At 72.3% G+C, this 13,515-nt stretch carries 12 protein-coding genes, 1 tRNA gene and 1 pseudogene; 5 read left to right on the top strand and 9 right to left on the bottom strand.

Annotated elements, in window-relative coordinates:
* Positions 1 to 34: 34 nt before the first annotated feature.
* Positions 35 to 838, bottom strand: a complete 804-nt coding sequence (ssb, locus tag O7627_RS07135; protein WP_278092705.1) for a single-stranded DNA-binding protein — start codon at positions 836 to 838, stop codon at positions 35 to 37.
* A gap of 206 nt (positions 839 to 1,044) precedes the next feature.
* Between ssb and O7627_RS07130 the strand changes: the two genes are divergently transcribed.
* Positions 1,045 to 2,130, top strand: a complete 1,086-nt coding sequence (locus O7627_RS07130) for an alpha/beta hydrolase (RefSeq protein ID WP_278092704.1) — start codon at positions 1,045 to 1,047, stop codon at positions 2,128 to 2,130.
* 337 nt (positions 2,131 to 2,467) lie between these two features.
* Here the strand turns inward: O7627_RS07130 and O7627_RS07125 are convergent.
* Positions 2,468 to 2,848: pseudogene (locus O7627_RS07125) on the bottom strand (DUF1444 family protein); the annotation flags it as partial.
* A gap of 91 nt (positions 2,849 to 2,939) precedes the next feature.
* On the opposite strand from O7627_RS07125, the gene O7627_RS07120 reads away from it, so the two are divergent.
* A tRNA-Arg gene (locus O7627_RS07120) sits at positions 2,940 to 3,012 on the top strand.
* A 104-nt stretch (positions 3,013 to 3,116) separates the two neighbouring features.
* Here the strand turns inward: O7627_RS07120 and O7627_RS07115 are convergent.
* A complete protein-coding gene (locus tag O7627_RS07115; protein WP_278092703.1) occupies positions 3,117 to 5,408 on the bottom strand; it encodes an Hsp70 family protein in 2,292 nt (763 codons plus the stop codon).
* 92 nt (positions 5,409 to 5,500) lie between these two features.
* On the opposite strand from O7627_RS07115, the gene O7627_RS07110 reads away from it, so the two are divergent.
* Positions 5,501 to 5,908 (top strand): hypothetical protein, encoded by a 408-nt coding sequence (locus tag O7627_RS07110; protein WP_278092702.1) that lies wholly within the window; start codon positions 5,501 to 5,503, stop codon positions 5,906 to 5,908.
* A gap of 9 nt (positions 5,909 to 5,917) precedes the next feature.
* Here the strand turns inward: O7627_RS07110 and O7627_RS07105 are convergent, their stop codons facing one another.
* Positions 5,918 to 6,577 carry an MOSC domain-containing protein gene (locus O7627_RS07105; RefSeq protein WP_278092701.1) on the bottom strand — a complete coding sequence of 220 codons (660 nt, stop codon included), beginning with the start codon at positions 6,575 to 6,577 and terminating at the stop codon, positions 5,918 to 5,920.
* 87 nt (positions 6,578 to 6,664) lie between these two features.
* On the opposite strand from O7627_RS07105, the gene O7627_RS07100 reads away from it, so the two are divergent.
* Positions 6,665 to 7,972 (top strand): hypothetical protein, encoded by a 1,308-nt coding sequence (locus O7627_RS07100; protein WP_278092700.1) that lies wholly within the window; start codon positions 6,665 to 6,667, stop codon positions 7,970 to 7,972.
* A gap of 31 nt (positions 7,973 to 8,003) precedes the next feature.
* Here the strand turns inward: O7627_RS07100 and O7627_RS07095 are convergent, their stop codons facing one another.
* Positions 8,004 to 9,350, bottom strand: coding sequence for a hypothetical protein (locus O7627_RS07095; RefSeq protein ID WP_278092699.1), 1,347 nt, complete (start codon positions 9,348 to 9,350; stop codon positions 8,004 to 8,006).
* A 444-nt stretch (positions 9,351 to 9,794) separates the two neighbouring features.
* On the opposite strand from O7627_RS07095, the gene O7627_RS07090 reads away from it, so the two are divergent.
* On the top strand, positions 9,795 to 10,223 hold the full coding sequence (locus tag O7627_RS07090; protein ID WP_278092698.1) for a pyridoxamine 5'-phosphate oxidase family protein: 429 nt from the start codon (positions 9,795 to 9,797) through the stop codon (positions 10,221 to 10,223).
* Positions 10,224 to 10,238: 15 nt separating this feature from the next.
* On the opposite strand, the gene O7627_RS07085 is transcribed toward O7627_RS07090, so the two are convergent.
* The 4 genes from O7627_RS07085 to O7627_RS07070 are packed head-to-tail and all read right to left on the bottom strand — an operon-like array spanning position 10,239 to position 13,512.
* Complete coding sequence (locus O7627_RS07085) at positions 10,239 to 11,750, bottom strand: amidohydrolase family protein (RefSeq protein WP_278092697.1); 1,512 nt, start codon at positions 11,748 to 11,750, stop codon at positions 10,239 to 10,241.
* A gap of 48 nt (positions 11,751 to 11,798) precedes the next feature.
* Positions 11,799 to 12,296 carry a DoxX family protein gene (locus tag O7627_RS07080; protein ID WP_278092696.1) on the bottom strand — a complete coding sequence of 166 codons (498 nt, stop codon included), beginning with the start codon at positions 12,294 to 12,296 and terminating at the stop codon, positions 11,799 to 11,801.
* Positions 12,293 to 12,655, bottom strand: coding sequence for a hypothetical protein (locus tag O7627_RS07075; protein WP_278092695.1), 363 nt, complete (start codon positions 12,653 to 12,655; stop codon positions 12,293 to 12,295). The genes O7627_RS07080 and O7627_RS07075 overlap by 4 nt, the downstream gene beginning before the upstream one ends.
* Positions 12,652 to 13,512, bottom strand: coding sequence for an extradiol ring-cleavage dioxygenase (locus O7627_RS07070; RefSeq protein WP_278092694.1), 861 nt, complete (start codon positions 13,510 to 13,512; stop codon positions 12,652 to 12,654). Before O7627_RS07070 ends, O7627_RS07075 begins: the two co-directional genes overlap by 4 nt.
* Positions 13,513 to 13,515 lie beyond the last annotated feature (3 nt).

Below are 13,515 nucleotides of genomic sequence, written 5' to 3'. Positions count from 1 at the left end.
GCACCGGCGGGGAAGCCCGGCACCGGCAGGAACCTCAGGCCGGGACGGGAACCCGACCCCGCGCCCGCCTACCGCGACGCGGCAGGCCACCGGCCTCGCCGTCACCGTCCTCGGCGCCGGCGCTGCCGTCGGAACCGTCACCTTCCAGGCCCTCCCCGGCCAGGTCTCCGGCGGCTTCCGAGCCGGCCGAACCCGTACCGACCGGCCCACCCTCGGCGGCCTCGATCCGGCCGGGCAGGTCGACGTCGGCCGGACCGTCGGAATCGTGGTCGCCCTCGCCCGGCAGCCGGTCGAGCAGCACCCGGCTGTCCCGCTCGATCTCCCGGACCCCGGCCGGCAGCACCGGCAGGTCGAAGTCGTCCTCGAACGCGCGGCCGTCCGGGCGGGCCGGCACCTCGTGGTCCGGGACCGGCTCGGTGCGCTCACCGTTCACCCGGGCATCGGCCTCGGCGTCCTCGACGATGCTTGTCACGTTCGGCCGGTTGCGCAGGAACCGCGCCCGCCCCCTGGACAGGTCGTGGCCGACCGCCACCGCCTCCATCTCGTAGAGGGTGCGGTGGTTGCCCGCCTCGTCGGTCCAGTCCCGGGTGTACATCCGCCCGAACACCACCACCGGGTCGCCGACCCCGACCGAGACGGCCACCCCCTCGGCGAGCTTCCGCCAGCAGTTGACCCGCACCCGCAGGGAGTTCCCGTCGACCCACTGGCCGCTCTCCCGGTCGAGCCGGCGGGCGGTCGAGGCGACCTTGAAGTTGGCCACCATGGCGTTGCTCTGGGTACGCCGCCACTCGGGCGCGGTCAGCACGTTGCCGACAATCGTCACGTAGGTATCGAACATCGCGTCTCCACATCTCCAGGCCGTCAGGTCCGAGTCGACTCGTGGCAAGAGCCTGGCCGAGTCCGGCCGGCCCCGGCGACCGGATCTGCGGAGCTGTGGATGAACCGGCGGCCTGTGGACAACCGCCTGATCAAGCGGCGATGTGCTACATCGCGACGAGAAGTTGATCATCCGGAGGCACCGGCCGGCACGGTAACGTCGGCGTCGTGGATCCCGATGTGCTCGGCGAGCCGTACGAATGCCAGAAGATCGACCTGGGCACGGACGATGAGGGGCCGGTCGAGGCCACCCTGATCCGGAGCCGGGCCGACCGCCCGACCGGTCGGGCGGTCCTCTACGTGCACGGCTTCATCGACTACTTCTTCCAGACCCACCTGGCCGACTTCTACCGCGAGCGGGGCTGGGACTTCTACGCCCTCGACCTGCGCAAGTACGGGCGCAGCCTGCTCCCGCACCAGACCGCGAACTTCTGCCGCGACCTGACCGAGTACTTCCCGGAGCTGGACGAGGCGGCCCGGATCATCCGGGACACCGACGGGCACGACACGCTGCTGGTCAACGGCCACTCGACCGGCGGGCTGATCGCCGTACTCTGGGCCGACGCCCGCCGGGACGCGGGCCTGGTGGACGGGATCTTCCTGAACAGCCCGTTCTTCGACTTCAACGCCTCCTGGTTCGAGCGGCGACCCCTCGCGGCCACCGTCGACCGGCTGGGCCGCCTGGCGCCCTACCGGATCGTCCCGCTCGGGCTCTCACCGGTGTACGGGCAGAGCCTCCACGCCGATCACCGGGGCGAGTGGAACTACGACCTGACCTGGAAGCCGCTCGCCGGGTTCCCGGTCCGGGCCGGCTGGCTGGGGGCGATCCGGCGCGGCCAGCGCCAGGTCCGGGCCGGGCTGCGGATCCCGGTGCCGATTCTGCTGGCCTGCTCGACCCGCAGCTTCCGGGGCCGGCGCTGGGACGAGGCGGCGACGCTTGCCGACGCGGTGCTCGACGTGGAACACATGGTCAGGGCGGCGCCCCGGCTCGGCCGGCACGTCACCATCGCCCGGTTCGACGGTGGCCTGCACGACCTGGTGCTCTCCGGGTCGGCGGTGCGGGAGCGGGTGCTCAGCGAAGTGGCCCGTTGGGCCGACGCCTTCGTCGGCCGAACTCCTCCGGGGGCGGCGCGTCCGACCAGCGGACCGGTGGCCGACCCGGCTGACGCGGTGGACGCGGCTCCGGGGGCGGCCCCGGGCGGGGCGGCCGACCCCGCTCCCAGTGCGGCGGATCGGGCTCGTCCGACCGGCTGACCGGGGTCCGCTCGTCGGGCCAGTCGGCCGGCTCCGGGTCATAATCCGCCGGCTCGTCGTCGTCGGCCCAGTCGGCCGGGGCGGGCTCGTCGGACCAGCGGTCGATGGAGCGGTACTGGCGTGGTGGCGGACCGGACGTGGGGCCGGCCGGGGGTGGCGGCTCCTGCCAGCGCGGTAGCTGCCCGGACCGGCCGGTCGGCGGGCCGAACGGCTGCCATCCGCCCTGCCGCCACACCAGTAGGTCACGGCTGAGCAGATGCTGGTCGCCGGCGAAGAAGACCCGGTCGACCGCCCGCCGCGCCTTCTCCAGGCCCGGCGGGGACTCGGTGCCGGTGATGATCACGACATCCCGGGCCGGCACCCCGACCACCAGGTCACCGGGGACCGAGCGTTCCAGGTCGTCCCAGAACTCGTCCACCAGCAGCGCGCTGGATTCCAGGCCGTCGAACGAGAGCATCAGCGCCGGCGGCTGGCCGTGAATCCGCAGCCGGGTCAGGGCCGCGTACAGGTTGTCGGTCGCGGTGCGCCGCAGCACCCGCCCACCCATCCGGAGTCGCTCCAGGTCCGCCCAGGTCACGAGCCTGTCACCGTACGGTGGACCGAAGGCATAGCCGATCGCCATGTCCTCGGTGAAGTCGTCCAGCAGGTGCTCCTCGCCGTAGCGGGTGTCGTCGGCCGACACCAGCATGGGCAGAAACCTGGTGCTCGTGGCACGCACGCATGGAAACCTAGTCTCTGCAGGCCGCAACGTCACCCCCTCGGCCGTTCGGCCAGCGGTCTTCGGGGCGGTAGCCTCTTCTGGCCACCATGCGCCCGTAGCTCAGCGGATAGAGCAGGGGACTTCTAATCCCAAGGCCGCAGGTTCGAATCCTGCCGGGCGCGCCGAACTTCCCGGACCGGGCGCCTTCTCGGCGATGGACCTCTACCTACGTCGTCGCCGGTGACTCCCGCGCGAGGTCGAGAAACGCCAGTTGGTGCGCCATCGGTCAGGACAGGTCGAACACGTCGATCCCGCGCGGCCCCTGTGGCACCAGCAGCACGCGACCATTGTTGTCGACGGTGCCGGCGTAGACCCCGATCTTGCGGCGGGACTCCTCGTGCGGGCCCAGCTCGCCCACCGTCTGCCAGTCGCCGGTCCGGAAGACGTGCACCTTCTGATGTCCGTGGCTGGTGGCAAGGAGATATTCGCCGTTGCCCGACCACCGGACATCAGTGATCGAGCCGGTCGGGCCGTAGAGGGTGGCGACCCGGCTCCAGCCGGCGGTCTCCCACACCTCGACACCGAACTCGTTGATGCCGACCGCAACCAGGTTGCCGGCCGGGTGGTAGGCGAGCAACTCGGCCTCGCCGCTCTCCGAGGCCCGGCCGACGGTTGTCACCAGCGACCCGTCGGAGAACCGGCGGATCTCGAACAGCGGACCATCCTCTTGGCCGGCGTCGTACCAGGTGACCGCGAACATGTCGCCGACCGGGGCGATGCTGATCGAGCGGGCGCTGTAATCGACGGTTTCCAGACCGTCAGGGAAGAGGTTGCGGTCAGGCCGGCCGTCCGGTCCGGCCACCACGATGCGCCGGCCGAGATGCACGAGCAGGGCCGAGCCGTCCGGGTGCCAGGTGGGGGGATCGTAGACCGGCTGCGAACCGGTCCGCGCCACCGTCATGTCACCCGTCTCCACGTTGAAGAGGTGCAACTTCTCCCGGTAGGGCTCGCTGCCGCCGATTACCGCCACCGTCACGCCGTCCGACGTCCAGTAGATTGCGGGGTGGTTCAGGTAGCACCGCCCGTTCCGGGCCAGCTGCACGGGGAATGTGCGGAGCAGCTTCCCGTCCCGCTGGTAGATCTCCAGGCCGATGTCGGCACTCGTCACGGCGTAGTGGGTGCCGGCCGGGTTCCAGGCCGCCACGCAGGCCGGTCGGCCGGTGAGCAGGGTGCCCGCGTGGGCGTAGCCGGGCGGCCGGGTTGGTTGCGGGGTCGGCTCCTGGTCACGGCCGCTGACGGCCGCGATCGCGCCGCCGGCCGTCAGCAGCACCAGTACCGCCGCGGCGGCGCCGATCCGGGTCGACCGCCGGCGCGCCAGGCCCCGGATCCCGCCTGCCGGAGCGGCGACGGGACCCGCATCGGCCGTCCCGTGCGGCACCGTCGAGGCGACCGCGACCGAGGAGGCGGCGGGCGGGACGGCCGCGACCGAGAGGGCGGCGGGCGGGGCGACCGCGTGCAGGCCGCCCTCCGCGACGACGAGCTCGGGCTGTTCCAGCAGGACCGGGGGGCGCTGCAGCGCCTGGTGCAGCAGGGTGGCGACCAGCGGGAGCCGGGTCGCACCACCGACCAGGAAGGTGGCGTGGATGTCGGCGGCGCCGAGGCCGGCGCGCGCCAGCAACGAGCTGGTCGTGTGCAGGGTCCGGTCGAGCAGGGGCCGGGTGATCCGGTCCAGTTCCTCGCGTCCCAGGGGCGCGCCGTCGTCCACCCCCGGGATCCGTACGAAGACTCCGGGGGTGGTGGCGAGCAGTTCCTTGGCGGTCCGGACGTCGTCCAGGAACCGCCAACGGGTACGGCGCTGCTCCGGGGTGGTCGGCTGGGACAGCTCCCGGATGCGCTCCCCGACCCGCCCGGAGTAGCTGCTGGTCAGGTAGGAGACGATGCCGTGGTCGATGTCGGCGCCGCCCACGTCGTCGAGGCCGTCGGCGACCCGGACCACGAAACCGGCGGCGTCGCGCCGCACGATCGCCACGTCGAAGGTGCCGGCGCCCAGGTCGTACACCAGGGCGTGGGCGCCGACCGGCAGCCGGGCCTCGTGGCCCGCGACGAACGCGGCGGCGGCGGCCACCGGTTCGGCGACCAGCCGGGGGCGGACCCAGCCGGCCCGGTAAGCGGCCCGCAGCAGCGTCTCCTGCCGGGCCGCGCCCCAGGCCGCCGGGTGGGTCAGCACCACCTCGCCGGGCGCCGTGCCGCCGGTGACCCGGGCGAACTCGGTCGCCACCTGCCGGTACACGGCGGCGATGGCGTCGCCGACCGGGACCTCCCGGCCGCCCAGGAGAAGGATGTCCTCGTCGATGTGCCGTTTCGGGTACGGCTCGAACGACTCCGGATGGAACTGTGCCATGTAGAGCGCCGCCTGCCCGACCAGCAGCGACCCGGCCGGGTTCAGGCAGACGGCGGACGGCAACTGCGGACGGCCGTCGACGAGCAGCGGGCGGCTGGGCCGGCCCGGTTCGGCGAGTACCGCGACGGTGTTCGAGGTTCCGTAGTCCACACTGAGCCGGAACACCGGGTCGGCCATGAGCCCAGCCTACGCGAGCGCGTCGGCTCGACCTCCATTACGCTTTCGATCGACATCGATCACCGCAGCGTACCGGAGCCGACGAAATGATCATGGCCCTGCTACTCGACCTCGCCAACATCGTTGGCGGGTTCCTGCTCGCCATCGCCCTGCTGCGCCGGCTGCCCCGGGTCGGTGACGACCTGGGTCGGTTCGCCGACCGGATGGCGCCGTTCGGCTGGGTGGTCGGGATCGTCGCCCTGGTGACGGGCGGGTACTACCTGCTGGTCCACCTGATCTCGGGACCCCGGGTGTTCCACTACGAGGTGGTCGGGCTCGGTGTCGGCGTCGCCCTGCTGTGGGACCGGTTGACCGGCCGGCGGGCCAACCGCGCCGAGGCCCCGGCGGGCGGCGGGCCGGTGGCCGCGGACGCCGCGACCGGGGTCGGCCTGCTCCTGGCGATCTTCGGCCTGATCGCCATCGTGGTCGGCATCCAGGGGTTGTTCACCCCCGACGGTTGAGCCGGTGGCTCAGCCGGCGCCGATCCGCCGGGCCAGCGTCTCCCGCAGGTCGGCCGGCAGACCGTCGACCTGGAGCAGCTTCGGCAGCAGGTCCGGTTCGGACATGTACGCCCGGAAGCCGTCCGCGACGGTGACCCCGTGCGCCGGGCGGTCCACCACCCGCACCTGGTCGCCGGCCCGGACCTCGCCCGGTTCGAGCACCCGCAGGTAGGCCCCGGGCCGGTTCTCCCGGGTGAACGTCTTGAGCCACTGCGGCTCGCCCATCTTGTGCTGGAAGGTGGCGCAGGGGATGCGCCCGAAGGTGGGTTGCAGGACGAGCGCGGAGCCGATCAGCCACCGCTCGCCGATCACCGCGCCGTTGACGTCGAGACCGGTCGTGGTCAGGTTCTCCCCGAAGAGGCCGCCGGGCAGTTCCCGGCCGAGCCGCTCGGCCCACCAGTCGTAGTCCTCCCGGGCGTAGGCGTACACGGCCTGGTCGTCGCCGCCGTGGTGCTCGATGTCGAAGATCTGGTCACCGACCAGACCGCTGTGCAGCCCGGTGGTCTTGGGCCCGGGCGCGCGGACGGCCACCGGACCGTCGACGGGCCGCTTGTTGATCCCGGTGATGCCGACCCGCTTGGCCGGGCTCGGCTCCGGCACGGCGAGGTTGACGGAGAGGATTCTGCCCATGAAGCGGAACCCTAGCCGCAGCGTGCCGGATCCACCGCTGGGTTTCCGGTCGGCCGCCGGGCCGGTCCGGACGCCATACTGGTTCCCATGATCGGCACCGGGCGGCTGCTACGTGGGCTGCTCGCCGTACTCGTGGGGATGGCCGCCCTGGTCGGGGCGGTGCGGTTGGTCGCGCCGCTGACGGCCGCGCCCGATGACGAGCCTTTCGGGGTACGCCGGCAGCTGGCCTTCCTCCGCGCGGAGTTGGCGGGTGGCGCCGGTGAGCGGGCGCAGGAACTCTTCCCGGAAGGCTACTTCTTCAGTTACGCGCTCTACGGGCTGAGCTGGGTCGAGCTGGGCCGGCGCGACCCGGGGCAGCGGGCGGCGGCGCTGGAGCAGGCCCGCTGGGCGGTGCGGGCATTGGAGTCGCCGGCCGGGCGGGCGCCGTTTCACGCCGATCTCACTCCGGCGTACGGGGTCTTCTACTCGGGCTGGCTGACCTGGCTGCGCGGCGGGGTGCTGAGCCTGCAGCCGGTCCCGGACCGGGACGCGGCCGAGCTGCGCCGGTTCGAGGCGGACGCGGTCGCGCTCGGGGCCGCGTTCGACGCCGCCGGGACGCCGTTCCTGGCGGCGTACCCGGAGCAGGCGTGGCCGGTGGACTCGACCGTGGCGATGGCGGCGCTGCGGCTGCACGACGCACTGTTGCCGCCCCGGTTCACCGGCACGGTGCAGCGCTGGCTGGTCGACGTCCGGGACCGGTTGGACCCGGCCACCGGGCTGCTGCCGCACCGGGTGGAGCCGTCGACCGGGACACCGGCCGAGGTGGCGCGGGGCACCTCGCAGAGCATCATCCACCGGTTCCTGCCGGAGGTCGACGCGGCGTTCGCGCACGAGCAGTACCTGCGGTTCCGGGACCGGTTCGTGGTGTCGCCGCTGGGGTTGGGGCCGGCGGTCCGGGAGTACCCGGTCGGGACCGACGGGCCGGCGGACGTCGACTCCGGGCCGCTGCTGCTCGGCGTGAGCCTGTCGGCGACCGTGGTGACCCTCGGGGCGGCGCAGGTGCACGGCGACCACCGGCTGGCGGGGGCGCTGGCCAACTACGGCGAGTTCGTCGGTTTCCCGGTGGACACCCCACGGACCCGGCGGTACGCCCTCGGCCTGCTGCCGATCGGGGACACCTTCCTGGCCTGGTCGAAGACCGCCCGGCCGTGGCTGGCGACGCCGCCCGCGCCGCCGGCCGAGCGGTCCTGGACGTGGCGGCTGCCGCTGTTGGCGGTGCTGCTGTCGATCGCCCTCCTGCCGTGGCTGCCCTCGTCGGTCCGGTGGCTGCGCCGCCGCCGGGCGCGGGCGAATCGGCCGGCGGTCGGCCCGGAGTCGGGCGGGCGGGCCCGGCCGCTCCCGGCCCGATCCGATTGATCGGTACCTGGAACGGCCGGACCCGCCGGCGTCAGTTGAAGCAGTTCGGGATCGGTACGGGGCTGCCCCCGCAGTTGGTGGGTATGTTCCGGCTGATCACGGTCGCCGGGTCGACGGTGACCTGGGCGTGCTGGGCGAAGACGCCGCCCGGCTTGCGGCTGGCGACGTTCTCGGTCACCGTGGCCGCGAAGAGCTGGACCTGGCCGGCCTGCGCGAAGATCCCGCCGCCGGTCGAGTGGTGGCCGCCGGCGCTGTTCTTGCTGATCTCGGCGTGCCGCACGATCAGGGTGCCCTTCGTGGTGAAGATCCCCCCGCCGTTGCCCCCGGCCTTGTTCGCCTTGATGGCCCCGCCGTCGACGGTGAGCACCCCCTCGGTGTTGGCCACGCCACCGCCGTCGCCCTTCGCGGTGTTGTGGAGCACCGAGAGGTTCCGCATGGTCAACACGGCCTGCCGGTTGATCAGGCCGCCGCCGGTCTTGGCGGCGTTGTCGCGTACCTCGCTGTCCCAGAATTTCGTCCGGGCGTTGACGCTGGCCACCCCGCCGCCCTCGGCGGCGCGGTTGTGCGTGAAGGTGCTCTCGCTGACGTCGGCCGCCCCCTGGTAGTTGGCGAACCCGCCACCGAAGGCGTGCGCGCTGTTCTTCGTCAGGTGCGACTTCTTCATGGTGAAGACGCCGCCGTTGAGAACCCCACCGCCGCGGCCGAGTTCGCCCTCGGCCCGGTTGTGGTCGAAGGTGCCCGCCACGATCGTCATGTGCCCGTCGTTGAAGATCGCACCGCCGCCGCCGTCCCGGGCCACCGCGGCGCTGTGCCGGATCGTCACCCGGTCCAGGACGGCCGTGCCGTCGTGGCTGACGGCGACGCTGCCGCCGCTGCCGGCCCGGCCGTTCTCCAGGGTCACGTCGCTGAGGTGCAGTTCGCCGCCACCGGGGACGGTGAAGAACCGGAACATCCTGGCCGTGGGGTCCCGCAGGATCGTCGCACCCTCGCCCTTGATGGAGATCGGATGGTTGATCACCGGTAGTCCGGACCGGTCGTCGGGTTTGACGTGCGGCTTGCTCCGGTGGTCGTCGTACCCGGTGAGGGTGTACGTGCACTTCGGGGCGAGCTTGAGGCTGCCGCCGCCCTCGGCGTTGGCGCGTACCAGGGCGGCGATCAGCTCGTCGGTGTCGCAGGGCACGGCCACCACCTCGTGGTGGGTGCTGATCCAGTCGTGCCCGCCGTCGTACCTGCCGTCACCGGCGTGCTTGCCGCCGCCGTCGGGCTTGTCGCCGCCGTCGGGCTTGTCGCCGCTGGCGTGCGTGCCGCCGTCGTCATCGAACGAGGCCGGCACGACCCCGGGCAGCCCGCCGTTTCCGGCGAGGAGCACCCAGGCCACCAGTCCGCCGGTGAGGAGCCCACCGGCTAGGAACCACCGGGACCGCCGCCTCGCCGGCCGCGGCGCGGACCGGCCGGGAACCCGGGGACTCCCTCGAAGAATGGACATCAAATGTTGCCGCCTTTCCCAATGGATCGGCCGCACCGGCCCGAGCGCGGAGGGCCACCTCGTCGTGGCCGCTGAGCGCCAACGTACGACCGATATTGGGGCGGGACGGATTTATCCGAGCGAAGCACACGATTCGGCACCGGAGAGCCACCGATCGGGCCGATCCGGACAGCGGGCACAGAGCCGCTGCCCAGCACCCAGGTCGGTCATCCGGCGCGCAACTCGGCACACCGCCAGGAGATCACGAATGATCCCCGGGCCGGCCGGGTAGTACCTGCCGCAGGCAGCCCTCTCCATGCTGCTGGGCAAGACCGGATCGCCGATGAGAAGGCCGCGATGAGCACCGATACCAGCCAGTTGACCGCCGAAGACCTGGAGTTCCTGGCCCGTCCCCTGCACGGGTTCCTCTCCGTCGCCGCCGGGCCGCAGCCACCCCAGCCCCGGCCGGTGTGGTTCGAGGCGACCCCGGAGGGGACGGTTCAGCTCTTCACCGGTCCGGACACCCTGAAGGTACGGCGCCTGCGGCGCGATCCGCGGGCCTCGATCATCGTCGCGGCCCCGGTCACCGAACGCGAGCGATGGGTCTCCGTCGCCGGCCGCACCACGATCGAGACGGACGGCGCGCACGATCTCGCCGCCCGCCTGGCCGCCCGCTACTGGGATCTCGGCGATCCGGTCCGAGCCGCCGACCTGGCCGGGATTCTGGCCGAGGAGCAGGTCCGGATCGTCCTGCATCCGGAGAACGTGCGCCGCTACGCGTACTGATCCCGCCTGCGCCGCCTAGTTCGCCGGCTGCTGGGCGGCTGCCGGCGCCTCGCGCTGGGCGCGGTGCCGGGTGCTGCCGCCGTCGTAGTCGGTGTAGGTGTAGGGGTTGGGGACCCGCTCGGTGGGCGGCAGTTCCGGGGTGAGGCTCTGCTGCCACGCCTCGTCGCCCATTGTGGAACGGGCGTACTCGACGGTGCGCCCGACGGCGGCCCGCGCCGCGTCGAGGTCGACCCCGATCAGCTCGTGGTCGTGCTTGACGACCTTCCCGTTGACCAGCACGGTGTGCACGTCGCCGCGACCGGCCTGGAAGACCAGACTGCCGTACGGGTGCAGCAGCGGATAGAGCGCCGGGGACCGGTCGTTGCGGATCAGCACGATGTCGGCCTTCTTGCCGGCGACCAGGCTGCCGGTCACCGAGTCCAGGCCGAGCGCCTGCGCGCCGCCGATGGTGGCCCAGTGTGCGACCTGCTCGGCCCGCAGGTGGTTGTGCACCACGGTCTCACCCCGGGCGTGTGCCTCGTGGTGCTCGCGGGACCGGTCCGCCGAGAGGGTGGCCCGCATCGCGGAGAAGAGGTCGGCGCTCCACCAGACGCTGGTGTCCATCGACAGTGACACCGGGATGCCGTGCCGGCGCAGCTGCCAGGTGGGTGGGTAGCCCTGGCCGGCGCTCTGCTCGCTCTCGGTGGAGACCGAGACGGTCCCGCCGGTGGCGGCGATCCGCTGGTACGAGTCCTCGGTCAGGGTGGCCGCGTGCACGTAGGTGACGTCCGGCGTCATGAAGTCGTGCTCCCACATCAGCCGGATGCTGTCGTCGTTGGTGGCGCCCCACACCCCGGCGTGGGTGGTGACCCGCAGGCCCAGGTCGCGGGCGGCCTCGAAGGCGGCCTTCTCCGGGAACGCCGGGTCGGCGGTGACGTCAAAGGCCAACTGCAGCCCGAGCATGTCGTCCGGGGAGTCGAAGTGGCGCCGGACGAAGCCGCGGAACTCCGGGCTGTGGGTCCACTCCCACGGGGCGCCGAGCAGGTTGCCGTAGGCCAGCACGAACCGGCCGGGCACCGACCGGAGCGCGTCGACCGCGGCGTCGCCGTGCTCCACGGTCTGCAGACCGTGCGACCAGTCCAGGGTGGTGGTGACACCCGAGTCGATGGCCTCGATCGCCGACAGTACGTTGCCGGCGTGGATGTCCTCGGGCCGGAAGATCTTGCCCCAGGTGAGGTAGTAGAAGACGAAGTACTGGGTGAGGGTCCAGTCCGCGCCGAGGCCCCGCAGCGCGGTCTGCCACATGTGCCGGTGGGTGTCCACCATGCCGGGCATCAGGATGCCGCCGGTCGCGTCGATCTCGACGGCGTCGTCGGGCGCGGCGATCCCCTGCCCGACCTCGGCGATCCGCTCGCCGACGACAAGCAGGTCACCGCCGTCGATGACGGCGCCGTTCTCCATGGTCAGGATGGTCGCGTTGCGGAACACCACCGGTCGTCCGGGGGTGAAGGTCGGTCGGTCCTCGGATTCGGGTACGCCTGCGGTCATGGAAGATCACCTCGATGGCTGGGTGGTGGGGTGGCGGCAAGGGGTCAGTCAGTCGGTGCGCAGCGCGGCCCGGCGGCGCAGCAGGGGCGGCACCGCCGCGACGACGCCGAGCGCGACCGCGGCCAGGCCGAGGGCGGTGCCGTAGTGGTCGGTGAGGCCGAGCGCGTGGTCGAGCGACCACCGGCCCGGTCCGGTGAAGGCGAGCGCGGCGGCCAGGCCGGCGTAGACGACCGGGACCTCGCAGCCGCCCTGGTGTGCCCAGAGGCCGTTTCCGGCGTTCGGCGCCGCGGCGACGATCATCGTGCCGACGACGACGGCGCAGCCGCCGGGGGTGAGCAGGCCGAGGGCGAGCGAACCGGCGGCCAGCAGTTCGAGGACTCCGGCGACGACGGCCAGCCGGACGCCGGGGCGGAATCCCCACCTGTCGAAGGTCTCGCCGGTGGCGGCCGGGCCGGCGCCGCGGAACCAGCCGAACAGCTTCTGGCAGGCGTGCCCGGCCAGCAGCGCGGCCAGCAGGAGGCGGAGCAGCAGCAGCCCGAGGCTCATGTCGTGATGTCCGGGTACGGCAGTTCGAAGTGGGCCAGCCGGGCGCCGTACGCGAGCTGCATGGCCAGCGGCTCGTCGTGGTCACGCTCGAACATGGCGATCCAGAGGGTGAGGGTCAGGAACGGGTGGGCGCCCAGCTCGAAGAGCGCCACGTGGTCGTGCTCGGCCAGCGCCCGCCGTTCGGCGTCGGTGAACGACAGCCAGGTGCTCGCCTCGCCGGCCACGCAGTTCAGGATGGCGTTGGCCCGTTCGGCCTCCCACCAGGCGACGGTGCCGGCCGGGTCGGCGCGGTAGCGCTCGACGAGCTCCGGGTCCCGGTCGACGGTGAAGAGGAACTTGTTGACCAGATAGCGGCTCATCCGGGGGCTCCGTTCGGGTACCAGGTGAAGTAGGCCTCCATGGTGTGGAACAGGTCGAGGGTGTCGACGTAGTCGGCGCTGGTCTGGCCGGCGATGCCCATCATGAGCATGAAGTCCATGAAGCCGTGGGTGGCGTTGCCCGGGTTCCAGAGGCTGTCCAGGGTGACCTCGGAGAGCGCCCCTTCGATGTCGCCGTCGGCGATCCAGCGCACCGCCCGGGCGTCGAACTCGGGGTCCGGGCCGTGCGGCCCGAACTGGCGCGGGCCGCCGAGTTCGAGGGAGAGGTGGCCGGTGCCGATCACCGCCACCCGCAGGTCGCTGGGCCACGCCTCGATGAGCTGGCGCAGGGTCCGTCCGAGTTGGACGAACCGCTTCGGCTGGGGTAGCGGCGGAGCGAAGATGTTCGTGTAGACCGGGACGATCGGCAGGTCGTTCTGCGGTCGTACCGTGATGATCGGGCAGGTGATGCTGTGGTCGATCCGCAGCTCGTTGCTGAACGCCAGGTCGAAGCCCGCGTCCAGGCCGCCGCGCAGCAGGTACGCCGACAGCTCCTCGTGGCCGGTGAGCAGCATCCGGGGCAGCCCGAACTCGCGTTCCTCGTTGTAGAAGTTCGCGTCGTAGAACGGCGCCTTGCCGATCAGGAACTGCGGCATGTTGTCCAGCCAGAGCTGGTGGAAGTGGTCCGACCCGACCATCACCAGCACGTCGGGGTTCGCCCTGGCCAGAGTCTCGCGGTACGCCTCGACCTTGCGCTGCCACTCGTCGGCGAAGGGTGCCCGGTCGGCCCCGGTCGCGGTGGTGGCGCGGAGGTAGAAGGGGTGATGTGTGGTGGCCAGTACGGCCACGATGGAGGCCATGCC

Origin of the sequence: Solwaraspora sp. WMMD1047 (genome assembly GCF_029626155.1) — a bacterium.
Taxonomy (GTDB): domain Bacteria; phylum Actinomycetota; class Actinomycetes; order Mycobacteriales; family Micromonosporaceae; genus WMMD1047.
This window is presented reverse-complemented; position numbering and strand designations above follow the sequence as displayed.

Bases quoted from the DNA above. Each gene is read 5' to 3' on its own strand.
- ssb (WP_278092705.1), bottom strand. From the start codon at position 838: ATGTTCGATACCTACGTGACGATTGTCGGCAACGTGCTGACCGCGCCC.
- O7627_RS07115 (WP_278092703.1), bottom strand. From the start codon at position 5,408: ATGGCCGACCCGGTGTTCCGGCTCAGTGTGGACTACGGAACCTCGAAC.
- O7627_RS07110 (WP_278092702.1), top strand. From the start codon at position 5,501: ATGGCCCTGCTACTCGACCTCGCCAACATCGTTGGCGGGTTCCTGCTC.
- O7627_RS07105 (WP_278092701.1), bottom strand. From the start codon at position 6,577: ATGGGCAGAATCCTCTCCGTCAACCTCGCCGTGCCGGAGCCGAGCCCG.
- O7627_RS07100 (WP_278092700.1), top strand. From the start codon at position 6,665: ATGATCGGCACCGGGCGGCTGCTACGTGGGCTGCTCGCCGTACTCGTG.
- O7627_RS07090 (WP_278092698.1), top strand. From the start codon at position 9,795: ATGAGCACCGATACCAGCCAGTTGACCGCCGAAGACCTGGAGTTCCTG.
- O7627_RS07085 (WP_278092697.1), bottom strand. From the start codon at position 11,750: ATGACCGCAGGCGTACCCGAATCCGAGGACCGACCGACCTTCACCCCC.
- O7627_RS07080 (WP_278092696.1), bottom strand. From the start codon at position 12,296: ATGAGCCTCGGGCTGCTGCTGCTCCGCCTCCTGCTGGCCGCGCTGCTG.
- O7627_RS07075 (WP_278092695.1), bottom strand. From the start codon at position 12,655: ATGAGCCGCTATCTGGTCAACAAGTTCCTCTTCACCGTCGACCGGGAC.
- O7627_RS07070 (WP_278092694.1), bottom strand. From the start codon at position 13,512: ATGGCCTCCATCGTGGCCGTACTGGCCACCACACATCACCCCTTCTAC.